A 23,726-nucleotide genomic window follows, 5' to 3' on the forward strand; every position below is an offset into this window, starting at 1 on the left:
ACGCCTGCAGCGTCGATGCCGAGAATCGCAGCCTCGATGTGCAGTTCTGCACATCGCCCGAGCGGCGGCGGCCCCGCCCGGGGAACCTAGACTGGAAGCACACCCCACCTGCTGACGAAGGAGTCACCCACCATGAGCACGCCCGACGTCGTCATCATCGCCGGCGCCCGCACCCCGTTCGCCCGCATCAACGGCAACCTCGCCTCGCAGTCCGCCGTCGAGCTCGGAACCGTCGCGATCCGCGGCGCGCTCGAGCGGGCCGGCGTCTCCCCCGACGACGTCGACGCCGTCATCATGGGCCAGGTGCTGCAGGCCGGTGCGGGCCAGAACCCCGCCAAGCAGTCGGCCGTCGCTGCGGGCATCCCCTGGCGCGTGCCGGCCACGACCGTCAACAAGGTCTGCCTCTCGGGGCTCGTGGCCATCACCGATGCGGCGCGCCTCATCCGGCTCGGCGAGGCCGACGTCGTCGTGGCCGGCGGCCAGGAGTCCATGACGAACGCGCCGCACCTGCTGCCCGGCTCCCGGGCCGGCAAGACCTACGGCGACTGGACGATGGTCGACCACGCCGCGCACGACGGCCTCACCGACGCGTTCGACCACGAGTCGATGGGCGCCTCGACCGAGCGGGTCAACACGCGCTACGGCATCGAGCGTCCCGAGCAGGACGAGATCGCCGCCGCCTCGCACGCACGCGCCGGCGCCGCGCAGGCCTCTGGCGTCTTCGCCGACGAGATCGTCGCGGTCGAGATCCCGCAGCGCAAGGGCGACCCCGTGGTCGTCGCCGAAGACCAGGGCGTTCGCCCCGACTCGACCGTCGAGGTGCTCGCGAAGCTGCGTCCGGCGTTCGCCGCCGAGGGCACCATCACTGCGGGCAACTCCTCGCCGCTCTCCGACGGGGCCGCGGCGGTCGTCGTCGCGAGCCGCCAGTGGGCCGAGTCGCGGGGCCTCCCGTGGCTCGCGCTCGTGGGTTCGGCCGGCCAGGTCGCGGGGCCCGACAACTCGCTGCACTCGCAGCCGTCGAACGCGATCGCCGCCGCGCTCGAGAAGGGCGGGGTCGCGGCGAGCGACCTCGACCTCGTCGAGATCAACGAGGCCTTCGCCGCCGTGTCGCTGCAGTCGGCGCGCGACCTCGACCTCGACCTCGAACGGGTGAACGTGCACGGCGGCGCGATCGCCCTCGGACACCCGATCGGCGCCTCGGGCGCGCGACTCGCGCTGCACGCGGCGCTCGAGCTCTCCCGCCGCGGCGGCGGCAACGCCGCGGTCGCCCTCTGCGGCGGCGGCGGGCAGGGCGAGGCGCTCCTGCTCAGCCGCTGACACGATCGTGATGGATGCCTCGGCCCCGCGCCGAGGCATCCATCACGACACCGTTTCAAGGGGATCGTCCAGCGCTGAGGACGATCCCGGCCGAATCGTCCTGACGAGCCTGCGAAATCCTGAAACGATAGGCGCATGACGACGCCAGCGCACCCCCCGCTCGACCACCGCCTGCGCCGCATGGTCGGGCGCGACCCGTCGGAGCCGCATCGCGCCGCGACCCCGCTCGAGCTGCTCTTCGACCTCACCTTCGTCGTCGCGTTCAGCCAGGCCGGCACCCAGGCCGCGCACCTGCTCGAGCTCGGGCACTTCTCCTCGGCGATCATCGCGTTCTCGCTCGCGGTCTTCGCGATCTGCTGGGCGTGGATCAACTACACATGGCTCGCGAGCGCGTACGACAACGACGACGCCTACGTGCGCGTCGCCACCATGGTGCAGATGGTCGGCGTGCTCGTGATGGCGCTCGGCATGCCCGAGTTCTTCCACTCGATCGAGGGCGGAGAGCACGTCGACAACGGCGTCATCATCGCGGGGTACGTCATCATGCGCCTCGCGACGATCGCCCTGTGGCTGCGCATCGCCCGGCACGACCCGTCCTCCAGGCGCACGGCGCTGCGCTACGCGGGCTATCTCGCGATCGTGCAGGCGGCGTGGATCGTGCTCATCGTCGTGAACCTGCCCTTCGCGCTCACGCTGTGGATCTGGCTGCTGCTCGGCATCTGCGAGATGGCGATCCCGCCGCTCGCCGAGCGCGGCGGCGGCTCGACGCCGTGGCATCCGCACCACATCGCCGAGCGCTACGGGCTGCTCGTCATCATCACGCTCGGCGAGGTCGTGCTCGGCACGATCCTCGCGATCTCTGCGGCCGTCGAGGCGGAGGGATGGTCGCTCGACGCGGGCCTCGTCGCGTTCGGCGGCACCCTGCTCGCGTTCGGCCTGTGGTGGACCTACTTCACGATGCCCTCCGGCAAGCTGCTCGCCCGGTTCCGTCGCCGCTCGTACGTGTGGGGCTACGGGCACATGATCGTGTTCGGGGCGCTCGCGGCGACGGGCGCGGGACTGCACGTCGCGGCGAACGAGATCGCCGGCCATGCGCCGATCGACGACGTCGCGGCACTCGGCACCGTCGTCGTGCCGGTCGCGATCTTCCTCACGGCGCTGTTCACGCTCTACAGCTTCCTGATGGGTCGGTTCGACCCCTTCCACATCGGGCTCTTCCTGGGCAGCATCGTCGTGCTCGCACTCGCGCTCGTCGCCGTCGCGGCCGGCGCGAGCCTGCCCGTCGGCATCGTCATCGCCGCGTGCGCGCCGATCGTCGTCGTGGTCGGCTACGAGACCGTCGGCCACCGCCACCAGCGCGCGGCGCTCGAGGAGATCCTGCGCTGAGGCCGCACGGCGACGCGGATGCCGCGGCACTCGGCCGCGGCATCCGCGTCGTCCTTCGGCGTCAGGCGTTCGGCCGGTTCGCGCGCAGCACCTCGAGGCGTGCGCGGTACTCGGTCTCGTCGATGTCGCCCTGCGCGAATCGCTCGGCCAACGTCTGCTCGGCCGTGCGGGCGCCGCGCGCCCACGGCGGCCCGTAGCCCGACGCCTGGGCCTCGGCCCAGTAGCGGCGGCGATTGCGGCTCACGAGGAAGACGATGAGCCCGATGACGAGGATCCAGAAGATCGGGATGAGGAAGAAGACCCACCCGAACCCGGCGGCCCAGGGGCCGGCGTGGGTGGCCGCGGTGGCGGCGAGGGTCGTGAACATGAGGTGCTCCCGGTTGATTCGTGCGGTCGCGTCTCGACCGTCGATTCGAGTCTCGCGACCACGGGGCCGCGGCGAATCCGCCCGGCGGAGGCACTTCGACTGCTCCCCCGGGAGCATCCGCGCCGCCGCGGGGTACGACCCGCCGCCGCCGGGCCGGAGCGGCTCGGCTACTCCTGCCAGCCGGGCGCGACGAGGCCCGATTCGTACGCGACGACCACGAGCTGCACCCGGTCGCGAGCGTGCAGCTTCTGCATGATGCGCGACACGTGGGTCTTCGCGGTCAGCGGGCTCAGCACGAGCCGCTCGGCGATCTCGTCGTTCGTGAGCCCCTGGCCGACGAGGCGCAGCACCTCGCGCTCGCGCTCGGTGAGCACCGAGAGGGATGCCTCGTCGGCATCGCGCAGGCCGGTCGCGAAGCGCGCGAGGAGCCGCTTGGTCACGCCCGGCGAGAGCAGCGCCTCCCCGCTTGCGACCACCCGAACCGCACGGATGAGGTCGACCGGCTCGGTGTCCTTCACGAGGAAGCCGCTCGCCCCCGCTCGTACGGCCCGCGCGACGTACTCGTCGAGCTCGAACGTCGTCACGATCACGACGTGCACTCCTGCGAGGGCGGGGTCCGCGGCGATCTGCTCGGTGGCCCACAGCCCGTCGCCGCCCGGCATCCTGATGTCCATGAGCACGACGTCGACGGGTTCGCGGCGCACGAGGCCGAGGAGCTCCTCGCCGGTCGACGCCTCGCCGACGACGTCGAGGTCGGGCTCCGCGTCGAGCAGCGCGCGGAAGCCGGCGCGCACGAGCACCTGGTCGTCGGCGAGTGCGACGCGGATCGTCATGCGGTGCCTCCCCAGGGCAGTTCGGCACGCACCCGCGTGCCGCCGAGCGGGCCGCGACCGAGTTCGACGGTGCCGCCGAGGAGTGCGGCGCGTTCGCGCATGCCGAGGATGCCGCGGCCTTCGCCGGCCTCGTCCGCGGCGGCGCCGAGTCCGCTCCCGTCGTCGTCGACCGTCACGACGAGCAGGTCGTCCGCCCGCTCGAGCACGACGTCCGCGTGCCGTGCGCCCGCGTGCCGCACGACGTTCGTGAGCGCCTCCTGCACGATGCGGTAGGCGGCGAACTGCACGGCCCGCCCCGGCGGCGCGTCGAGCCGGTCGTCGAGCGCGACCGAGAATCCGGGCGACGCGAGCCCGCGCACGAGGCGCGGGAGCTCGGCCAGCTCGGCCTGAGGCACGAGGGGCGCCCCGCCGTCGCCGTCGCGGATGACGCCGAGCACGCTCCGCACCTCGTCGAGCGCGGTCTTCGACGTCTCCTTGATGTTCGCGAGCGCGGTGCGAGCCTGCTCTGCATCGCGGTCCATGAGGTGCAGTCCCACGCTCGCCTGCACGTTGATCTGCGAGAGGGCGTGCCCGATCACGTCGTGCAGCTCGCGGGCGATGCGCACCCGTTCCCGCTCCTCGGCGGTGCGCCGGCGGTTCGCCGCCTCGGCGCGCATGGCGGCGAAGCGTGCCCGGCGGGCCCGGGCGAACCAGCCGATGCCGAAGCACGCCGCGAGCGCGAGCGTCGTGATCGCGATCCGTGCCGGATGCCACGACACGCCGAGCACGGGGCCGAGTGCGATCGCCGCGGCCCAGCCCGTGACGACCGAGGCCGCGGCCCAGACGACGGCGCCGCGCGCGACGCCGAGCACGATGGCGAACGCGAGGGCCGCGTAGGGCGGCCCTGCATCGGGGGTCAGCAGCACGTCGGCGAGCGCCGCGAGCGTCACGACGGCGACCGTCGGACCCGGGAACCGCCGCGAGGCGAGCAGGGCGAACGGCCCGATGACGGCGAGGGCGATCTGCAGCGCGGCCGTGCCCCCGTCGAGCCGGAGCCAGAACGCGATGCCGATCGCCGCGGGCAGCTGCACGAGCAGGCTGACGACGACGGGCGCCCAGAGCACGAACCCGGCCGGCGGCCGGCGCTCGCCGCCCGCCCACGGCGGACGGCCGTTCCAGGTCTCGACGGGGCTGCGTGGATCGGGCACGGCCCGATCGTATCGCCGGCCCGGCCGGGCGGCGTCTGCCCGGCGGCGGCTCATCGGGTACTCCCGCGGGAGTACGCGCCGGCCCGCTCGACGCGCGCGGGCATCAGAAGAGCGAGACCGGCTTCACGATGTCGGCGTAGATGAGCAGCGCGCTCATCGCGCCGAACACGACGACGACCGCGAGTGTCACGGGCATGAGCTTGGCGAGGTCGACGGGCCCGGGATCCGGTCGGTGGAACAGCTTCGCGAAGCCCCGCCTGATGCCCTCCCAGAGCGCCCCGGCGATGTGCCCGCCGTCGAGCGGGAGCAGCGGGATCATGTTGAACACGAAGAGCATGACGTTCAGCGCGGCGAGGATGCCGACCATCCAGGCCGCCTTGTCGACGACGGCGACGTCGTCGAGCGCGGCGACCTCGCCGGCGACTCGGCCGACGCCGACGACCGACATCGGCCCGTTCGGGTCGCGCTCCTCGGGGCCGAACGCCGCCTGTGCGACGTCGACCATGCGCTGCGGCAGGTTGAAGATGACTCCGGCGACGGCGTTCATCTGGTCGCCGACGGCCGGCAGCACGGCCGTGATCGGCTGCTGCACCGTCTCGGATGCCGCGCCGATGCCGACGAACCCGACGTCGACCGTGACCGGCTCGCCCGAGGCGTCCTTCACGACCTGGCCGTTCTCGCCGATCGCGTACTGGGTGCTGAGCATGGGCGTGACGGTGAGCGCGACCTCGGCGCCGTCGCGCTCGACGACGAGCGCGACCGGGTCGCCGGGGTGCTCGCGGATGATCGCGGTCGACTCCGACCACGAGTCGATCGGCTCGCCGGCGACGGAGACGATGCGGTCGCCGGGCTCGATGCCGGCAGCGGCGCCCGGCGCCTTCGGATCACCGGGCTCGCACGTCTGGCGCTCGCTCGTCGCGGGCAGTGCGCACTCCGAGACGGTGCCGACCGTCGTCGAGGCCTGCGTCACGCCGAAGCCCATGAGCAGCACGCCGAACAGCACGGTCGCGAGCACGAGGTTCATGAACGGGCCGCCGAACATCACGACGATGCGCTTCCACACCGGGAGCCGGTAGAACGCCCGATCCTCGTCGCCCGGCGTGATCGACTCCGCGCTCGAGTCGCGCGCGTCCTGCACGAGCCCGCGGAAGAAGCCCGTCGAGTCGGCCTTCACCTCGCCCTTCCTGCCGGGCGGGAACATGCCGATCATCGAGATGTAGCCGCCGAGCGGGATGGCCTTCACGCCGTACTCGGTCTCGCCCTTGCGTCGGGACCACACCGTCGGCCCGAAGCCGATCATGTACTGGGTCACCTTGACCCCGAAGAGCTTCGCGGGCACCAGGTGCCCGATCTCGTGCAGGCCGATCGACACGGCGAGGCCGACGACGATGATGGCGACGCCGATGACGAACGCGAGCACGGAATCCACGGTCGACAGCGTACTGCGGGCGGCTCGGAGCGCGCTGGGCGAGCGCTATCGATCCGCTGAGCGGGCGATCCGCGCGTCGGCGGCGCGCCGGGCCGCCGACTCGGCGGCCGCGAGCGACGCCAGGGTCACCGGGCCGGACGCCTCGTGGTGCTCGACCACGTCGCGCACGGTGTCGACGATGTCGAGGAAGCCGATGCGGCCCGCGTGGAACGCCGCGACCGCCTGCTCGTTCGCCGCGTTGAAGACGGCCGGATACTCGCCGCCGGCGCGACCGACCTGCTTGGCCAGTCGGATCGCGGGGAACGCCTCCTCGTCGAGGGGCTCGAACGTCCAGGCCTGCGCCTGCGTCCAGTCGATCGGGCGGCCCGCGGCGGCGACGCGGTTCGGCCAGTCGAGGCCGAGCGAGATCGGGAGGCGCATGTCGGGCGGCGAGGCCTGCGCGATCGTCGAGCCGTCGACGAACTCGACCATCGAGTGGATCATCGACTGCGGGTGCACCACGACGTCGATGCGGTCGTAGTCGACGTCGAACAGCAGGTGCGCCTCGATGACCTCGAGGCCCTTGTTCACGAGGGTCGCCGAGTTCGTCGTGATCACGAGGCCCATGTCCCAGGTGGGGTGCGCGAGCGCCTGCGCCGGCGTGACGCCGGCGAGGTCCTCGCGGCGGCGGCCGCGGAACGGGCCGCCCGACGCCGTGAGCACGAGCCGGCGCACCTCGTCGTCGGTGCCCGAGCGCAGCGCCTGCGCGATCGCCGAGTGCTCGGAGTCGACCGGAACGATCTGCCCCGGCTTCGCGAGCCGGGTGACGAGGTCGCCGCCGACGATGAGCGACTCCTTGTTGGCGAGGGCGAGTGTGGCGCCGCGTTCGAGCGCGGCGAGGGTCGGTCCGAGGCCGACGGACCCGGTGATGCCGTTGAGCACGACGTCGGCGTCGACGTCGCGCACGAGCTGCACGGCCTCGTCGATGCCGACGGCGGTGTGCTCGACCCCGAACTCCGCGGCCTGTTCGGCGAGGAGCGCCCGGTTCGAGCCGACGCCGAGGCCGACGAGTTCGAACCGGCGCGGGTTCGCCCTGATGACGTCGAGGGCTTGGACGCCGATGGAACCCGAGGACCCGAGGATGATGACGCTGCGCACGAGCACAGCCTACGGCGCGCCGGCCTCGCGGGACCTGCGCCGTCGACGACGGTGACCGACGGCCGGCCGTCACACGAGTACGGCGACCGACGCGACCACCGGCTCGGGGACGGGCAGGTCGTGGAATCGGACGCCGCGCCAGCCCGGCCCGAACTCGGGCACCGTGCGCTCGATGCGACCGATTCCGCCGTCATCGCCCGGCATCGTGACCGCGAGCGTCGAGGGCTCGATGAAGCCGGTGTGCCCCATCGCGCGCAGCAGCGCCGACTTGCGCGCCCAGATGAGCGCCCGCGCCCGCGGCCGCTCGGCCGGGTCGAGCGCCGCGAGCGCGGCGCGCTCGCTCGCATGGAGGGCGGCCTCGTCGACCGATTCGCGCACGCTGTCGCCCGCGGGCTCGATGCCGACGCCGACCCTGCGACTCGTGGCGGCCGCGGCGACGACGACCTCGCCGGCCACGCCCACGTCGACGAACCACGGCGCCCCGGTCGGCGTCGTCGGGTACCCGACCGAAGGCCGACCGTGCCGGTTGCCGCAGACCTCGCACGCGTGCACGAGCTCGACGTCCTCGGACGGCACGCCCGATCCGTGCGCCACCAGCCGGCGCAGCACCGCATCGGCGGCCGGCCCGCGGCGGCCCCGTGTGGCCACCAGCACGCGCGTGTCGCCGCCCGCGAGCTCGATGAGCTCGTCGTCGCCGATCGCTTCCATGCCCCGATTCTCCCGCATGTCCGGCTTTCCGCACCGCCGGGGCAATATGCCGCCGGTCGCATATCGCGGCTCGTATGGTCGGATGGTGAGTGCTCCGTCGATCAAGCAGGTGCGACAGGGTCCGGTCTACCGCATCTTCCGAGGCATCCTGAAACCGCTCGTGCGGCTCGTGTACCGCCCGAAGATCACGGGCGCCGAGCACGTGCCCGCCACCGGACCGGTGATCCTGGCCTCGAACCATCTGTCGTTCGTCGACAGCATCGTGATCCCGCTCGCATCGCCGCGACCCGTGCAGTTCCTCGCGAAGTCGACGTACTTCACCGGCACCGGGTTCTCGGGCTGGCTCTCGCGCACCTTCTTCGGCGCGATCGGCGCGGTGCCGGTCGAGCGCGGCGCCGGATCGCAGGCGCAGGAGGCGCTCGACGCGGGCCGCGGCATCCTCGAGGGCGGCAACGCCTTCGCCCTCTACCCCGAGGGCACGCGATCGCTCGACGGCCGCCTGTACCGCGGCCGCACGGGCGTCGCGTGGCTCGCGCTCATGACGGGGGCCACGGTGGTGCCCGTCGGGCTCATCGGCACGCAGGAGATCCAGCCGGTCGGCGCCAAGTTCCCCCGGGTGCGCCCCGTCACCGTGCGGTTCGGCGAACCCATCGACGTCTCCCGCCACGGCGCCGCCACGAGCGGGCGCGCCCGACGCGCGGCGACCGACGAGATCATGGCCGCGATCCACGCGCTCAGCGGCCAGGAGCTCGCGGGCGTCTACAACGAGGCCCCGCCGCAGGGCGCGCTGGCGAAGCTCGCCGACAAGGTCGTGCCGCGCGAGCGGATCTGACGCGATTCCCAGCCCGGCCGCGCACGCACCCGGTATCGTCGCTCCGGTGACCTCCGCGAAGCCCGTCGCCCGTGCCCGCACCGCCGCGCGCACGCGCATCGTGCGCGCCGCCGGGCTCGCGGCCGCTGCCCTGTTCGCCGTGGTCGGGCTCGCGGCGTGCGCCCCGCCCGACGGTCGGGACGCGACGTGGGAGGGCGGCGCGGCGAACCGTGCGACGCCGACACCCGAGTTCGCGATCCCCGACGCGACGACCGGGTTCGACCCCGGCTTCATCGTCAGCGACGACGCGTTCTACGACAGCGCAGCGATGTCGGCGGGTGAGATCCAGGCCTTCCTCGAGGGCATCGACTGCCGCCCCGACGGCGATGTGCCGTGCCTCGCCGACTACCGGCAGACGACCACGACGCAGCCCGCCGTGGGCGGCGAGCACTGCGCCGCGTACGAGGGCGAGTATCGCGAGCGCGCGTCGGCGATCATCGCGAAGGCCGCGCGGGCGTGCGGCATCAGCCCGCGCACACTGCTCGTACTGCTGCAGAAGGAGCAGTCGCTGCTCACCCGTCCGAGCGCCGACGGGTACCTGCGGGCGACCGGGTACGGCTGTCCCGACACCGCGGACTGCGACCAGGAGTACTTCGGGTTCTTCAACCAGGTGTACAACGCGGCGTGGCAGTTCCGGCAGTACACCGAGGAGCCGAAGCGCCAGTACCGCATCGGCAACGTCCGCGTCGCGTTCAATCCCGATGCGGCCTGCGGTGCGGCGAAGGTCGCGATCCGCAACCAGGCGACCGCCAACCTCTACAACTACACGCCCTACCAGCCGAGCGACACGACCCTCGCCGATCCCGAGGCGGGCGATGACTGCTCGGCGTTCGGCAACCTCAACTTCTGGCGTCTCTGGCACCGCTGGTTCGGCGACCCCGAGGCCGAGCGCTATCCCGGCTTCCTGCCGGAGTGCACGCGACTGGTCGGCGGTCACACGTGCCCGCCCGGTCCCACGCTGCCCGCGCGACCCGCCTCCGACGGCCCCGGCGCCTGACCGCGCCGGCCTCGGGCGCGCCGCTGGTCGCGCCGCGGGGGCGCCCGGCCACCGCACGGCCGCGGCTCAGCCGGCGACGACGACGGTCGGCTCGTGCCGCACCGGGAACGCGACCGAGGCGGCGATGAAGCACTTCTCGGATGCCTCGGCGTGCAGCTCGAGCGCGAGCTCGCGCATCGAGGCATCCGCCACCACGACCCGTGGCCGCAGGACGACCTCGGTGAACCGGCCGCCACCGCGGCCGTCCTCCTGCATGATCCCAGCCGCGACGTCGGCATAGCCGCGCACGACGACGCCGTGGTTGGTCGCGACGTGCAGGTACGAGAGCATGTGGCACTGGCTGAGCGCCGCGATGAGGAGATCCTCGGGGTTCCAGCGTTCGGCATCGCCGTGGAACACCCGATCGCTCGACCCCGCGATCTCGTGCTCCTTGCCCGCGACCCGGACCACGTGGCGCCTGCTGTACGCGCGGTACCCGCTGGTGCCCGTGCCGCGGTCGCCCTGCCACTCGACCTCGACCTCGTACTCGTGCCGCCCGAGCATGCCGTCTCCTCCCGACTCCTCCTCCGATTCTGCCGCCTCCACCGGCGGTCCCGACCGCTCCCGGCCTCGAAGCGCGGGGGCCTGCGGCGATATGGTGGAGGCACCATGACTGACTCCCAGATGCCCGCCCAGACCGCAGCCGCGCCGGTGTACACCGTGCCGCAGGAGCGCAAGATCGTCACCGCCGTTCCCGGCCCCAAGTCGCAGGAGCTGCAGGCCCGTCGCGCGAACGTCGTCTCGGCCGGCGTGTCGAGCGCACTGCCCGTCTTCATCGAGCGTGCGAACGGCGCGATCCTCGTCGACGTCGACGGCAACCGGTTCCTCGACTTCGGCGCCGGCATCGGCGTCACGACGATCGGCCACACGGAGGAGCGCGTCGTCGCCGCGGCCGCCGCGCAGCTGCAGGACGTCATCCACACGCTCTTCACCGTCACGCCCTACGAGGAGTACGTGCGCGTGGCCGAGCTGCTGGCCGAGCACACGCCCGGCAACTGGGCGAAGAAGTCGGTGCTCGTGAACTCGGGCGCCGAGGCCGTCGAGAACGGCGTGAAGATCGCCCGCAAGCACACCGGTCGCCGCGCCGTCGCGGTGCTCGACCACGCGTACCACGGCCGAACGAACCTCACGATGGCGATGAACTACAAGGCCATGCCGTACGGTGCGGGCTTCGGCCCCTTCGCCGGCGACGTCTACCACGCGCCGGGCTCGTACCCCTACCGAGACGGCCTCTCGGGCGCCGACGCGGCCGCCCGCACCATCGGCTATCTCGAGAAGGTCGTCGGCGCCGCCGACCTCGCCTGCCTCGTGGTCGAACCGATCCAGGGCGAAGGCGGATTCATGGTGCCGGCCGAGGGCTTCCTGCCGACGCTGCAGGCGTGGTGCACCGAGCACGGCGTCGTCATGATCGCCGACGAGATCCAGTCGGGCATGGCCCGCACCGGCCGCTACTACGCGAGCGAGCACTTCGGGTGGGAGCCCGACCTCGTCCTCAGCGCGAAGGGCATCGCGGGCGGCCTCCCGCTCGCGGCGGTCACCGGCCGGGCCGAGATCATGGATGCCTCCCACCCCGGCGGCCTCGGCGGCACGTTCGGCGGCAACCCCGTGGCGTGCGCGGCAGCGATCGCGGTCTTCGAGGCGATCGAGGAGAACGACCTGCTCGCCGAGGGCCGCCGCATCGAGGCGACGCTCATGTCGGGGCTCGAGCGGCTGCAGCAGCGCTACGACACGATCGGCGACATCCGCGGCAAGGGCGCGATGATCGCGATCGAGCTCGTCGAGCCCGGCACCCGCGACACGTCGAAGCGTCCGAACCCCGAGGCGGTCGCGTCGCTCGTCGCCTACGCCGCGCAGCAGGGCGTCCTGTTCCTCAGCGCCGGCACGTACGGCAACGTGCTGCGATTCCTGCCCAGCCTCGCCATGAGCGACGAGCTCATCGAAGACGGCCTGCGCGTGCTCGACGACGGCCTCGCGGCCCTCGGCTGAGCCCGTGTCCGGTACCTTCTCCGTCGCCGATTCCGTCCAGCTCGCCGTGGTCGAACGCAGTGGTTTCATCGAGTCCCGGCACGCCGGCTCCGCCGTCGTGCTCTCCCCAGAAGGTGAGGTCGTGCGCTCGCTCGGCGACGTCGCGACCCCCGTCTTCCCTCGCTCGGCGATGAAGCCGTTCCAGGCCGTCGCCGTGATGACGTCGGGCGTCGCGCTCCGCGGCGAGGACGCGGCGATCGCGATGGCCAGCCACTCCGGCACGGCCGCGCACGTCGCCCTCGTCGAGGGTCTGCTCGCCCGTGCCGGCATCCCCGAGTCGTCGCTCGGCTGCCCGCCCGCCATGCCGGGCGACCGCGTCGCCCGCGACGAGCTCATCCGCCGCGGCTCGCCGAAGCGTCGCGGCTACATGACCTGTTCGGGCAAGCACGCCGCCATGCTGCTGGCATGCGCGGCGAACGAGTGGCCGCCGGGCGGCTACCTCGACCCCGAGCATCCGTTGCAGAAGCGCATCCTCGACGTGCTCGAACGCCTCACGGGCGAACGGCCGGCTGCGACCGCGATCGACGGGTGCGGAGCCCCCGTGCACGCGGTGAGCCTCACGGGGCTCGCCCGCGGGGTCCACAAGATCACGACCGCCCAGGCCGGATCGCCGTTCGCGCTGTACCGCGAATCCGCGGCGCTCACCGCCGCGGCGCGCGAGCACGGCTGGGCCGTGGCCGGCCCGGGCCAGCCCGACACGGTCGCGATCGAGCGCCTCGGCGTGTTCGCGAAGTTCGGCGCCGAGGGCGTCATGATCATGTCGGCCCCCGACGGCACGACGACCGCCGTCAAGGTGCTCGACGGCTCGAACCGCGCGTCGACGATCATCGCACTGCGGCTGCTCGCCGCTGCGGGCGCGGTCGACGACGCCGCGATCGACGACGTGCAGACCGAGCTCGACCTCTGGGTCATGGGCGGCGAGCGGCGCGTCGGCGAGGTCCGCGCGACCGTCTGAGCCGCGCCGCGCGCACGACGAACGGGGATGCCTCGGCCGGATCCATCCCGCCGAGGCATCCCTCGTTCGTTACTGCCGCGCCGCCGGCGACCGGCGGCGCAGCAGCCGGTCGTCAGCCCAGCCTGGCGAGACGCTTCTGGCGCGCCGCCCGGGAGACCTGGGCGCCGACCACGAGCACGAGGGCGATGATGAACACCGCCGACGCGATGACGTTCGCCTCCGCAGGGATGCCGCGCGCCGCCGAGATGTAGATGTACTTCGGGAACGTCGACACCGAACCGGAGTTGAAGTTCGTGATGATGAAGTCGTCGAAGCTCAGCGCGAACGACAGCAGTGCGGCCGCCGCGATGCCCGGCATGAGGAGCGGGAAGGTGACCCGCCAGAACACCTGTGCGGGCGAACCGTAGAGGTCTCGACCGGCCTCTTCGAGGGCCGGGTCGAGGCTCGCCACGCGGGCCTTCACCGTCACCACGACGAAGCTGATGCAGAACATCGTGTGCGCCAGGATGATCGTCGTCATGTCCTTCGCCACCCCGGCCGCGAGGAACTGGGCGGCGAGGCCGGCACCGAGCACGACCTCGGGGGTCGCCATCGGCAGGAACAGCAGCAGGCTGATCGCCGAGCGTGCCCGGAACCGGTAGCGCACGATCGCGATGGCGATCATCGTGCCGAGCACCGTCGCGGCGACCGTCGCGACGAGGCCGATCACGATGCTGTTCGCGAAGGCCTCGCACACCGCGCCGCCCTCGACGTTGCAGACGTTGATCCACTTGTCGAAGGTGAAGCCGCGCCACGAGATGTTCGACTTGATCGAGTCGTTGAAGCTGAACACGAACGTGTACGCGATCGGGATCAGCAGGAACACGAAGGCGATGACCGTGTAGACCGGCAGCAGCCAGTCGCCGAGCCCGAGCCGGCGCGGGCGGACCCGGCCGCCGGCCGGCTTGTTCGCGTCGAGCTGCTCGTTCTCGCTGAGCCCGCCGAGGACGGCGGCCGCCTGGACTTCTCCGCTCACAGCAGGTCCTCCGTCCCAGAGCGCTTCACGTAGATGCCGACGAGCACGAGGATCGCCGCCATGAGGATGATCGACAACGCCGCCGCTGCCGGATAGTTGAGCAGCACGAGGAAGTTCGCCTCGATCACGTTGCCCATCATCTGGGTGTCTGGACCGCCGAGGAAGTCGCGGCTCGCGTTCACGTAGTCGCCCGCGGCGGGGATGAAGGTGAGCAGCGTGCCCGCGACGATGCCGGGCATCGACAGCGGGATGGTGACCTTGCGGAACACGTGGAACGGGTTCGCGTACAGGTCGCTGCCCGCCTCGAGGTACCGCACGTCGAGGCGCTCGAGCGTGGTGTACAGCGGCAGCGTCATGAACGGGATGAAGTTGTACGTCAGACCGAAGATCACGGCGAACGGCGTGCCCGTGAAGTGGGCGTCGGGGGCCATCAGCGACAGGGCCTTGAGCGAGGTGATGATGAACGACTCGTCCGACAGGATCTGCTTCCATGCGAGCGTGCGCAGCAGGAAGCTGATGAAGAACGGGGCGATCACGAGCACGAGCATGAGGCTCTGCAGGAGCGGCCAGCGGCGCGCCTTGACGCCGATGAAGTACGCCAGCGGGTAGCTGATCACGAGCGCCGCGATCGTGGCGACGAGCGCGTAGCCGAACGAACGCAGGATGTGCGGCCAGTACAGGGTGACGACGTCGACGTAGTTCTGCCAGTTGAAGGCGTAGTCGTAGACGCCGATGTCGCCGAACTCGCTCGGCGCCTGCAGCGAGGTGAGGATGAGCGAGACCAGCGGGGTCAGGAAGAACAGCACCAGGTAGGCGATGCCGGGCAGCAGCAGGAACAGCGCGATGGGGCTGCGCTTTCGCTGTGCCTGCGGCTGCGCCTCGGCGGTCGAGAACGCTGCGAAGGCCATGTCAGTGCTCCTCGAGCTCCGAGACGAGCGCCTCGCGGTGCAGCGCGGCGAGCGAGGTCGTCGACGCGTCGTCCTGGAAGCGGGTCTCGTCGGGGCCGTCTTCGAGGCCGAAGCCGTGCTCGACGGCCCAGCTGATCCACACCTCGCTGCCGAGGCCGGCGACGGGCCCGAAGCCGATGTTCTGGGCGAACACCATGACCGTGCCGTGGCCCGGGATCTCGACGAGGTACTGGGTGCTCACACCCGAGAACGACACGTCCACGACACGACCGGGAGCGAGGACGTTGCGGTTCGCGTCGGCGGCGGGCGCCTCCCGGTGCAGCGAGACCTTCTCAGGCCGGACGCCGACCGTGACCTCGCCCTGATGGCGCTGCGCGCGAGCCGCGGGCACGACGATGCGCGCCCCGGCCGACTCGACGGTGATCGCGTCGGCGGTCGTCGAGACGACCTGGCCGGTGAACAGGTTCGACTGACCGAGGAAGTTCGCGACGAACGCCGTGCGAGGCAGTTCGTAGAGCTCCTCGGGAGCGCCCATCTGCTCGATCGCGCCCTTGTTCATGACCGCGACGGTGTCGGCCATGGTCATGGCCTCCTCCTGGTCGTGGGTCACGTGGAGGAAGGTGAGGCCCACCTCCTCCTGGATGGCCTTGAGCTCGAGCTGCATCTGGCGGCGCAGCTTGAGGTCGAGTGCGCCGAGCGGCTCGTCGAGCAGCAACAGCGCCGGGCGGTTCACGATCGCACGGGCGAGCGCGACGCGCTGCTGCTGACCGCCCGAGAGCTGCTGGGGCTTGCGTTGCGCGATGTGATCGAGCTCGACGAGCTTCAGCGCTTCGTGGGCCTTCGCCATCGGGTCGGCGATCTTGCGGCGCTTGAGCCCGAACGCGACGTTCTCGATGATCGTCATGTGCGGGAAGAGCGCGTAGCTCTGGAAGACCGTGTTCACGGGGCGCTCGTGCGCCCGCGTGCTCGTGACATCGCTGCCGCCGATGAGGATGCGGCCCTGCGTCGGCTCCTCGAGGCCGGCGACGAGTCGGAGCGTCGTCGTCTTGCCGCAGCCCGACGGACCGAGCAGGGCGAAGAACGAGCCGGCGGGGATCTTCAGGTCGAGGTTCTCGATGGCCGTGAAGCCGGGGAACCGCTTCTGGATGCCGACGAGTTCGAGGTCGGCCCCGCGTTCGGCGAATTCTCGGATCGCCATCGTCACGACCCCAGCAGGATGCTCTGGAACTCGGCCTGGTACTTCTGCTCCTCGGCACCCGACAGCGAGCGGAAGATGTGCGCCTGCTGCAGCGTCTCCTCGTTCGGGAAGATGAGCTGGTTCTCGGCGAGTTCGGGGTCGATCGCGGCGGCGGCCTCCTTCGCGCCGACGACCGGCGTGATGTAGTTCACCCACGCGGCGACCTCGGCGGCGACCTCGGGCTCGTAGTAGTAGTTGATGAGCGTCTCGGCGTTCGTCTTGCGGGGCGACCCGATCGGCACGAGGAAGTTGTCGTTCCACAGCGTGCCGCCGGCCGACGGGAGGGCGAACTCCCACTTGTCGCCGGCCTCGGCGTTGATCACGGTGATGTCGCCCGACCACACGATGGCGGCGAGGGTGTCCTCGCTCTTCAGGTCCTCGAGGTACGAGTTGCCCTTGATGTTGCGGACCTGGCCGTTCTCGACCTGCTCGCGCAGGATCTCGATGGCGGCGGTGTACTCGTCGTCGCCCCAGTCGCCGGCGATGTCGGTGCCGTTCTCGAGCATGATGCAACCCATCGTGTCGCGCATCTCGGAGAGCACGCCGATGCGGCCCTTGAGCGACGGGTCCCACAGGTCGGACACGCTCGTGAGCCCGCCGGGGATCGCCTCCTTGTTCCAGGCGATGCCGGCGAAGCCGCCCTGCCAGGGCACGGTGAACTCGCGGCCCTTGTCGAAGTCGGGGTCGCGGAGCGCCGGGTTGAGGTTCGCGAGGTTCGGGATGTTCGCGTGGTCGAGCGCCTGGGTGTAGCCGAGGCGGATCCATCGGGCGGCCATCCAGTCGGTGAGCACCGCGAGGTCGGCGTCGATGTCCTGGCCGAGCGCGAGCTGGTCCTTCACCTTGCCGTAGTAGGTGTTGTTGTCGTCGACGGCGACGTCGTAGTTGACCTCGATGCCCGTCTGCTCGGTGAACGCCTGGAGCGTCGGGTAGTTGCCCGCGTCGTCTTCGTCGATGTACGCGGCCCAGTTGGCCCAGTTGAGGGTCTTGTCCGTCTCCGACTTGTCGGCGGCGGGAGTCGGCTTCGCCTTGCCGCCGCCGGTCGAACAGGCGGCGAGCGCGAGGGCGGTCGCGCCGGCGCCGGCGCCGGCGAGGAGGGTTCGGCGATTCAGCTGCGACTGGCGCGCCTTCGCGATCAGTGCACGGATCATCGGGTCTTGAGGCAGGGGCCGAGAGCTCACGGGGGACTCCATTTCGGTGGCAAGCGCATACGGGGTGGGATGATCCTGACACAGGGTGCACCGGTTGTGCAGTACATGGTGTCCGAATCGTTAATTTCTGAGAACGTTCTGCACGGAATCAGTTCCGGATCGCGCCCGGGACAGCGGATTCGGTTGCCGACCCGCCTGCAGGCCAACTGATCCGACGTGCAGGGCCGCCCGGCGGTCGCATCCACCCCTGCCCGGCGCCGTCGTCGAGAAGCGGCGGCAGGCCCCGCTCGGTCACGAGCGCGCGGTACTCGGTCGCCCCGCCTCGGACGAGCACGACGGCCCGCTCGCGGACGGGGGCGGCCAGCGACCAGTTCGCGGACCACCCGTCGGCACTACCCACGAAGACCGTGGGCGTCGCGGACGTCGCGGTCGCCGGGCCCACGTCGACCGGCGCGACAGGCGAGCCCGGCACCACCGGGACGACGATCGCGCCGAGCGCTCCGAACCGCTCGGCGTCGCCGGCGGGGTCGACCGTCACGACGGCGTACCGACCGCCCTCGGCGAGTTCGACGGGTGGCGCCGCACCGGCGGGCGAGACCCCGAACTCGTGAGCGTCCGGGCGAGGGTCGACGGGACGAGGGCCGGCCGCGGCCGATGCGGCCGCAGGCAGGGCGCACTGCACGCGATGACCGCGCCACTGCCCCGCCCCGGGGACGTCGTCGGCCCGCCACAGCTCCCCCACTCCCCCCGCCTGCAGCAGGTCGGCCTTCGTGGGCTGGCGCAGGAGCAGGCGCGCGCCGAACGCATCGCGCAGCTCGTGCGGGACGCCGAGCCATTGCACGACCGACGCGACCACCGCGACGCCGCGGCCGCGGCCCTCTCGCGCGAGACGGCCGATTCGCTCGAGAGCGAGCGCGCGGTAGTCGTCGGGCCAGGTGCGGAATCGCCGATCGAGGTCGTCGATGATCACGAGGTGCGGCAACCGGACGGCCGAGTGCGCGGCGATCGCATGCTCGAGCGACTCGAGCGTGTCCCACACCTCGCTGCGGGCGCCGGTCAATCGGACGACCGACCCGGGACCGCTACGCCGCGTCGCTGATTCGCCGAGCGAGGCGAGCACGCTCGACCGCCCGCTGCCGGGCGTCCCGGCGACGAGCAGGTGCCCGTCGGACCCCGCGCGCCACTCGGCAGCACCGCGCCGCTGCCGATCGGGTTCGTCGACGATGCCGAAGACGAGTCCGGCCTCTGAGCCTCCCGCCGCGGATCGGCCTGCGATCGAGGCGGTGAACGCTGCGAGCTCCTCGCTCGTGATCACCGCCGGGAGCGGATCGAGCCACGGGCGGCGCGCCCTGCCGAGGCCCGCGGCGGCGACCTTCGCCCCGAGCACGGCGGCCTGGTCGGCGACGGCCGACTGGAACAGCATGGCGTCGCCGTCGCCCCGATCGATGACGCCACGACCGGGCGCGTCGGGCGGGATCGCGGCCGCGGCCTCGGTGCCGACGACCGCGAGGCTGTCGGATCGCTGCATGACTCGGAGCGATACCCGGATCGCGCAGTTCGCCGTGATCTGCTCGCGCACGACGCCGTTCGGTCGCTGCGAGGCGAGCACGAGGTGCACGCCGAGCGAGCGTCCCCGCCCCGCGATGTCGGCGACGACCGCGCCGAGCTCCCCGAACTGCTCGATCATCGCCTGGAACTCGTCCACGACGATCACGAGCCTCGGGAGATCGACCGCGTCGGCCAGTTCGCGCACGTCGCGCGCTCCGGCGTCGGCGAGCACCGACTCACGATGGCGCAGCTCCGCGCGCAGGCTCTCGACGGCGCGTCGCGCCTCCGCACCGTCCAGGTCCGTGACCACACCGGTCACATGCGGCAGCTCGCGGATCGGCTCGAACGCGGCGCCGCCCTTGAAGTCGACGAGCAGGAACGACACCTCATCCGGCGCGTACGCGCGCGCGAGCGCGGTGAGCCAGGCGAGCAGGAACTCGCTCTTGCCGCTGCCGGTCGTCCCGCCGACGAGTGCATGCGGGCCATGCCGCACGAGGTCGAGCTCGAGCGGGCCGGTCGCCGTGCACCCGACCGCGACGGCCAGGCTCGCACGCTCGACGCCTCTGCGACCGGCTGCCGGCGCAGGCAACTCGGTGAGCGCGACGCGACTGGGCAGCAGCGACGCCTGCGGACCTGCGATCCGCTCGGCGAGCGCGGCGGCCGACTCGCTCCACCCGCGCGCCGCCGCGCGCGACACGAGCACGGGCTCGATCGTCGCCGGCGCGGCGCCCGTCGTCGTCTCGAGGCGGGCGCGCCCCGGGCCCAGCAGTCGCACGACGGCTCCGAGGCCCGGCGGAAGCGACCCGACGTCGCTCGCGATCACGATGTGCGCCGCGGCCGGCGCACCGACGCGCTTCGCCTGTTCGGGATCGGCCACCTGGTCGACGACGCGGATCGGACCCGCCGCGCGCCCGGAGGCCGGTGCGCCGACGCGCACCGCATGCCGCACCGAGCGGTCCCGGTCGCCGCCGTCGCCCGCGTGCGGCAGTCGAGCGGCCCACGCCCACTCGGGCGCGTCGGGGAGGTCGAGCTCCACCGTGCGCGGATCGGCGTGGTGCGCGCACGACACGAGGGCCGCGCGGGCAGCCGCCCGCGCGAGTCCGGGCGACCCGACGAACGCGATGCCCTGCGACGCGTCGACCACCACCGGTGCGCCGCCGAGCCGGGCAGCCGCTTCGAGCACGGCGCGGTCGCGGGCATCGGCGACCACGCCGTCGACGCGGACCGCGCTGCGCACGGCGCCGACGCCGACGACGACCGGCCCCGGGCGCTCGCCTGCCCAGGCAGGCCGGACCGCGCGCTCGACCAGTGCGGCAGCCGATGGGGTCGCCCGCCAGGCCGCACGGCGCTCCTCATCGTGACGGGCGTGGATCTCCGCCTCGAGCGACGCGAGCAGCCCAGCACGTTCGAGCTCCGCACGGCGCCGGCGACGGCGGACCTGCCGACGAGCGTCGAGCACCGAGGCGACCGCCACCAGCGGCCCCAGCGCCGCGAACATGAGCGAGTACATCGACCCGGTGACCGCCCACAGCGCGATGGCCCCGGCGACGGGCGCGACCGCCGCGAGCAGCGGGAAGCCGGGTCGCTCCGGCTCGGCCGGCGCCGGCGGCAGGCTCAGCGGCAGATGCACGACGGGTTCGGCGAGCTCGGTCTGGTCCACCCGGTCATCCGAACATCCGTGCACCCCGGTCGTCGTGCGTCCGCCGCCCGCCGTGCACCGATCCGGCCGCGACGCGACTGTGGAGGACGGGTCAGTCCACCGAGAAGTACTGCTCGGCGAGCTCCACCCGGCTGCCGCGAGGCACGAGATAGCGGCGGCCGGGCTCGCACCGGAGCGCGCCGTCGTCGGGACGTCGCACGACGGTGCCGTTGCTCGAGAACCGGTCGGCGACCCACATCGTTCCTTCGTGCTCGCCGAACTCGAGATGGGTCTTGGAGACCGAGAGCGTGTGATCGGCGATCTGCACGAGGTGGTCGAACCGTTCGCCGGGCTGCGGCATCGGCTTCCGGCCGATGAGCCCCGAGCCGAACACCGTGCGCGTCTCGCCGGTGCTGAACCGAAGCGAGAAGCGCGGGCGACCGGGCTCGGCGACCGACGGGTCGGCCGGAGCCGGTGCATCCTCGATGGGCTCGGCCGGCCGGAATCCCTCGATCGGAACGCTGATCACCCCGCTGTTGCGCTGCGACGTGCGCGGCAGCCGCTCGACCCGGGTCGTGTCGCCCGGACGCGGATCGGGCCTGCGGCGCGACTCCGGGGTCGCGCTCGTCGAACTGCCGCACTCGCCGCAGAACATCGCGTCGGCGGGCAACTCGGCACCGCAGATCCGGCAGTTCACGAACGCACTCCTCTCCGGCTGACAGCGTACCCGCCGAGCGAGTTGAGCGAGATCGCCGCCCGGAGCCGGTCGCGAGTACTCCGCGAAACGCCGAGTCGACGGCGGAGCTCGTCGACCGTCTCCCACACGCGGTGGTCGTCGCCGTGACCCGGTCCCCCGGGTGCGTAGACCGCACGGTCGACGACGGACGCGAGGACGAGCGGGGCGAGCCCGCCCACCGTCGCCGCCTGCTCGGCGCGCGTCGCGGTCGGCACGATCGCGTACCCGTAGTCCGCGGCCGAGTCGGCGAACTCGAGCCAGCCGCCCTCGATGCGCTCGACCGCCGTCGGCGCGCGTCGGCGCAGGCGACGCCGCCGGAGTTTCGCCACCACGATCGCGAGGAAGGGGCTGCACAGGGCGACCGCGCCGACGAGCACGATACCGGTGATCTCAAGGCCTGCGAACATGGCTTGCAGCCAATCGTCGCCGTCGTCGCCGCCATCCGGCGTCGAGCCGGGACCGGCATCGTCGTCGACGAGCGGCGTGCGCTCCGCGGGCGGCGGCAGCACCGACTCGGGGCGCGACACGACCTTGGCCTGCTCGGGCTCGCGCTCGGGGATGGGTCGTGGCACGGGATTCGGATCGATCGGCAGCCACGCCCCGTCGGAGGTCTGCACCTCGATCCACGCCTGACGGTCGGCGCTCGTGAAGCGCACGCTCCCTGTCGAGGCATCCCGTTCGGAACCTGGACCCGGCAGGTAGCCGACGACGACGCGTGCCGGGAAGCCGATCTCGCGGGCCATGAGCGCTGCGGCGACGGCATACTGCTCGCCGTCGCCGACCATCGGCTGCTCCGTCACGAGCTCCTCGATCCGGTCGAGCGCGTGCCCCGACCGGCTCGGCTCCTCGCCCTCGAGCCCGTGGCTGACGTATCCGTCGCGATGGAATCCCTCGATCACCCCGGCGAGCCGTTCGCCCGGCGTCGCGGTCGCCGGCGCCCACTCGTCGATGAGGTCGACGACGCGAGCAGGCAGTTCGGGAAGGGGCGGCATCACGCTCGTACCGGGTTCGAGTGATGCGAGGTCGGACGGCGACGCCGGGACCACCGAGTCCGCGACGTACCGGTCGCCCGACCGGAGGCCGTCGACGACCGCACCGGTGCCAGTGGCGTCGTTGTAGAAGTACGACTCGGCGAGCCGGTCGGCGCGGGGCCCGGCGAACTCGATGCGCTCGAGCCGGCCGATGCCCGGCACCCAGACGTCGCGGTAGCCCTCGACGGCGACATCGATGCGTTCGGTCGTGCCGCCGTCGACGGGCTGGTCGAGCCGGTACGGCACGCGGCTGAACCGGCCCGACGGACCCGAGCCGTCGGAGCCGCCGACCGAGTACACGATGCCGTCGTACGTGTCGAGCACCGCGACCACGAGTCCCGCACCCTCCGGCAGGCCGCGCACGTCGAGCATCGGCTCATCGGCGGAGTCGGGGGCGAAGGCCGTGCGGAACCCCGCGAGCGGGCTGTCGTGATCGTTCGGCTCGAACGGCGGCTGCAGCTCGGCGCGGACGACGCTGCGCGGCGGCGTCGGCAGCGCCACCGCCGCAGCGGTCGCCCCGACGAGCGCGACGGCGACGAGCGCGGATGCCCCGAGCACGCGCCGTGCGTCGGCGAGCGTCGTCTCGACTCGGCGGCCGCCCGCGATCGCCCGCCGGTCGGCGATCCCGATCCGCACGAACCACGCGACGGCAGCGACGAAGAATGCGAGGCCGGCCTCGAGGGCGAAGTCGTCGTGCACGACGCCGAGCGCGATGCCCGCGACGAGCAGCAGCGCGGGCGGCAGCGCCGCGGCGGCGGGGCGGTTCGTGCGCAACGCGATCGTGACGGCGACGGTCGAGGCGACGAGACCGAGCAGGAACGGCGGCACGAGCAGCGCCTGATACGAGCCGACCGGCACCGCGATCGTGACGAGCTGCTTCCACGACAGGGCGGCGCCTGCGACGAGCTCGACGAGTCCGTCGGGCGTCGGCAGCACGCCGAAGAGCGCCCGGTCGGGCACCGCGACCGGAACCCCCAGCACGAGATACGCGGCCACGACGGCGACGGCGACGAGCCAGGCGGGCCACGACCAGCGCGCCCCGGCGAGGCCGATCCCGCAACCGGCGAGGATCGCCGCTCCCGCGGCGGCGAAGAACGCGGGGCTCTCGTAGATCGGCCACCACGGGATCATCGCCGCCGCGAGCATCGCCGCGACGAGCGCGATGCTGATCGCGACCGACCAACCCCGACCCGGTCCGGGTCCCATCCGCGCC

General features: G+C 72.3%; 20 protein-coding genes. 6 read left to right on the top strand and 14 right to left on the bottom strand.

What is annotated here, in order from left to right:
• Window positions 1–132: 132 nt before the first annotated feature.
• Both ACFWGP_RS13125 and ACFWGP_RS13130 read left to right on the top strand, forming a co-directional pair.
• Window positions 133–1,317, top strand: a complete 1,185-nt coding sequence (locus ACFWGP_RS13125; RefSeq protein WP_231431442.1) for an acetyl-CoA C-acetyltransferase — start codon at window positions 133–135, stop codon at window positions 1,315–1,317.
• 135 nt (window positions 1,318–1,452) lie between these two features.
• Window positions 1,453–2,703, top strand: coding sequence for a low temperature requirement protein A (locus ACFWGP_RS13130; RefSeq protein WP_275506675.1), 1,251 nt, complete (start codon window positions 1,453–1,455; stop codon window positions 2,701–2,703).
• 61 nt (window positions 2,704–2,764) lie between these two features.
• Here ACFWGP_RS13130 and ACFWGP_RS13135 read toward each other — a convergent pair whose 3' ends face one another.
• The 6 genes from ACFWGP_RS13135 to ACFWGP_RS13160 form a co-directional block, all read right to left on the bottom strand.
• Window positions 2,765–3,070 carry an SHOCT domain-containing protein gene (locus tag ACFWGP_RS13135; protein ID WP_231431444.1) on the bottom strand — a complete coding sequence of 102 codons (306 nt, stop codon included), beginning with the start codon at window positions 3,068–3,070 and terminating at the stop codon, window positions 2,765–2,767.
• A 167-nt stretch (window positions 3,071–3,237) separates the two neighbouring features.
• On the bottom strand, window positions 3,238–3,903 hold the full coding sequence (locus ACFWGP_RS13140) for a response regulator transcription factor (RefSeq protein ID WP_231431445.1): 666 nt from the start codon (window positions 3,901–3,903) through the stop codon (window positions 3,238–3,240).
• Window positions 3,900–5,090: a sensor histidine kinase gene (locus ACFWGP_RS13145; RefSeq protein WP_376931107.1), complete on the bottom strand. Its 1,191-nt coding sequence runs from the start codon at window positions 5,088–5,090 to the stop codon at window positions 3,900–3,902. Before ACFWGP_RS13145 ends, ACFWGP_RS13140 begins: the two co-directional genes overlap by 4 nt.
• A 103-nt stretch (window positions 5,091–5,193) precedes the next feature.
• Window positions 5,194–6,519 carry a M50 family metallopeptidase gene (locus ACFWGP_RS13150; RefSeq protein ID WP_376931108.1) on the bottom strand — a complete coding sequence of 442 codons (1,326 nt, stop codon included), beginning with the start codon at window positions 6,517–6,519 and terminating at the stop codon, window positions 5,194–5,196.
• Window positions 6,520–6,564: 45 nt separating this feature from the next.
• Entirely contained in the window at window positions 6,565–7,656 is a 1,092-nt protein-coding gene (dxr, locus tag ACFWGP_RS13155) for a 1-deoxy-D-xylulose-5-phosphate reductoisomerase (protein WP_231431448.1), read from the bottom strand.
• A 69-nt stretch (window positions 7,657–7,725) separates the two neighbouring features.
• Entirely contained in the window at window positions 7,726–8,364 is a 639-nt protein-coding gene (locus ACFWGP_RS13160; protein WP_231431449.1) for a 4'-phosphopantetheinyl transferase superfamily protein, read from the bottom strand.
• An 82-nt stretch (window positions 8,365–8,446) separates the two neighbouring features.
• On the opposite strand from ACFWGP_RS13160, the gene ACFWGP_RS13165 reads away from it, so the two are divergent.
• Together ACFWGP_RS13165 and ACFWGP_RS13170 are read left to right on the top strand one after the other, a co-directional pair.
• Window positions 8,447–9,196, top strand: coding sequence for a 1-acyl-sn-glycerol-3-phosphate acyltransferase (locus ACFWGP_RS13165; protein WP_275506671.1), 750 nt, complete (start codon window positions 8,447–8,449; stop codon window positions 9,194–9,196).
• 46 nt (window positions 9,197–9,242) lie between these two features.
• The gene (locus ACFWGP_RS13170; RefSeq protein WP_231431451.1) at window positions 9,243–10,232 is read left to right on the top strand and encodes a hypothetical protein; all 990 of its coding nucleotides are present in this window, start codon (window positions 9,243–9,245) and stop codon (window positions 10,230–10,232) included.
• Between the two features lie 66 nt (window positions 10,233–10,298).
• On the opposite strand, the gene ACFWGP_RS13175 is transcribed toward ACFWGP_RS13170, so the two are convergent.
• Window positions 10,299–10,775: an OsmC family protein gene (locus tag ACFWGP_RS13175; RefSeq protein ID WP_231431452.1), complete on the bottom strand. Its 477-nt coding sequence runs from the start codon at window positions 10,773–10,775 to the stop codon at window positions 10,299–10,301.
• Window positions 10,776–10,880: 105 nt separating this feature from the next.
• On the opposite strand from ACFWGP_RS13175, the gene gabT reads away from it, so the two are divergent.
• Together gabT and ACFWGP_RS13185 are read left to right on the top strand one after the other, a co-directional pair.
• Window positions 10,881–12,257: a 4-aminobutyrate--2-oxoglutarate transaminase gene (gabT, locus tag ACFWGP_RS13180; protein ID WP_376931109.1), complete on the top strand. Its 1,377-nt coding sequence runs from the start codon at window positions 10,881–10,883 to the stop codon at window positions 12,255–12,257.
• A 4-nt stretch (window positions 12,258–12,261) separates the two neighbouring features.
• A complete protein-coding gene (locus ACFWGP_RS13185; RefSeq protein ID WP_231431454.1) occupies window positions 12,262–13,251 on the top strand; it encodes an asparaginase in 990 nt (329 codons plus the stop codon).
• Between the two features lie 112 nt (window positions 13,252–13,363).
• Here the strand turns inward: ACFWGP_RS13185 and ACFWGP_RS13190 are convergent, their stop codons facing one another.
• The 7 genes from ACFWGP_RS13190 to ACFWGP_RS13220 form a co-directional block, all read right to left on the bottom strand.
• The gene (locus tag ACFWGP_RS13190) at window positions 13,364–14,146 is read right to left on the bottom strand and encodes an ABC transporter permease (protein ID WP_231432360.1); all 783 of its coding nucleotides are present in this window, start codon (window positions 14,144–14,146) and stop codon (window positions 13,364–13,366) included.
• Window positions 14,147–14,262: 116 nt separating this feature from the next.
• The gene (locus ACFWGP_RS13195; RefSeq protein WP_231431455.1) at window positions 14,263–15,174 is read right to left on the bottom strand and encodes an ABC transporter permease; all 912 of its coding nucleotides are present in this window, start codon (window positions 15,172–15,174) and stop codon (window positions 14,263–14,265) included.
• A gap of 1 nt (window position 15,175) precedes the next feature.
• The gene (locus ACFWGP_RS13200; RefSeq protein WP_231431456.1) at window positions 15,176–16,372 is read right to left on the bottom strand and encodes an ABC transporter ATP-binding protein; all 1,197 of its coding nucleotides are present in this window, start codon (window positions 16,370–16,372) and stop codon (window positions 15,176–15,178) included.
• Window positions 16,373–16,374: 2 nt separating this feature from the next.
• Entirely contained in the window at window positions 16,375–17,589 is a 1,215-nt protein-coding gene (locus ACFWGP_RS13205) for a spermidine/putrescine ABC transporter substrate-binding protein (RefSeq protein ID WP_231431457.1), read from the bottom strand.
• Between the two features lie 118 nt (window positions 17,590–17,707).
• Entirely contained in the window at window positions 17,708–20,767 is a 3,060-nt protein-coding gene (locus ACFWGP_RS13210; RefSeq protein WP_376931110.1) for an FtsK/SpoIIIE domain-containing protein, read from the bottom strand.
• Window positions 20,768–20,858: 91 nt separating this feature from the next.
• Window positions 20,859–21,443, bottom strand: a complete 585-nt coding sequence (locus tag ACFWGP_RS13215) for a zinc-ribbon domain-containing protein (RefSeq protein ID WP_231431459.1) — start codon at window positions 21,441–21,443, stop codon at window positions 20,859–20,861.
• Window positions 21,440–23,719: a transglutaminaseTgpA domain-containing protein gene (locus tag ACFWGP_RS13220; protein ID WP_376931111.1), complete on the bottom strand. Its 2,280-nt coding sequence runs from the start codon at window positions 23,717–23,719 to the stop codon at window positions 21,440–21,442. The genes ACFWGP_RS13215 and ACFWGP_RS13220 overlap by 4 nt, the downstream gene beginning before the upstream one ends.
• Window positions 23,720–23,726: the final 7 nt, after the last annotated feature.

The sequence above is a fragment of the Agromyces sp. NPDC127015 genome (genome assembly GCF_042725165.1).
In the GTDB taxonomy this organism is placed as follows: domain Bacteria; phylum Actinomycetota; class Actinomycetes; order Actinomycetales; family Microbacteriaceae; genus Agromyces; species Agromyces chromiiresistens.

Excerpts from the sequence above, each read along its gene's own strand:
- ACFWGP_RS13125 (WP_231431442.1), top strand. The coding sequence starts at position 133 with ATGAGCACGCCCGACGTCGTCATCATCGCCGGCGCCCGCACCCCGTTC.
- ACFWGP_RS13130 (WP_275506675.1), top strand. The coding sequence starts at position 1,453 with ATGACGACGCCAGCGCACCCCCCGCTCGACCACCGCCTGCGCCGCATG.
- ACFWGP_RS13135 (WP_231431444.1), bottom strand. The coding sequence starts at position 3,070 with ATGTTCACGACCCTCGCCGCCACCGCGGCCACCCACGCCGGCCCCTGG.
- ACFWGP_RS13140 (WP_231431445.1), bottom strand. The coding sequence starts at position 3,903 with ATGACGATCCGCGTCGCACTCGCCGACGACCAGGTGCTCGTGCGCGCC.
- ACFWGP_RS13160 (WP_231431449.1), bottom strand. The coding sequence starts at position 8,364 with ATGGAAGCGATCGGCGACGACGAGCTCATCGAGCTCGCGGGCGGCGAC.
- ACFWGP_RS13165 (WP_275506671.1), top strand. The coding sequence starts at position 8,447 with ATGGTGAGTGCTCCGTCGATCAAGCAGGTGCGACAGGGTCCGGTCTAC.
- ACFWGP_RS13175 (WP_231431452.1), bottom strand. The coding sequence starts at position 10,775 with ATGCTCGGGCGGCACGAGTACGAGGTCGAGGTCGAGTGGCAGGGCGAC.
- gabT (WP_376931109.1), top strand. The coding sequence starts at position 10,881 with ATGACTGACTCCCAGATGCCCGCCCAGACCGCAGCCGCGCCGGTGTAC.
- ACFWGP_RS13195 (WP_231431455.1), bottom strand. The coding sequence starts at position 15,174 with ATGGCCTTCGCAGCGTTCTCGACCGCCGAGGCGCAGCCGCAGGCACAG.
- ACFWGP_RS13200 (WP_231431456.1), bottom strand. The coding sequence starts at position 16,372 with ATGGCGATCCGAGAATTCGCCGAACGCGGGGCCGACCTCGAACTCGTC.
- ACFWGP_RS13220 (WP_376931111.1), bottom strand. The coding sequence starts at position 23,719 with ATGGGACCCGGACCGGGTCGGGGTTGGTCGGTCGCGATCAGCATCGCG.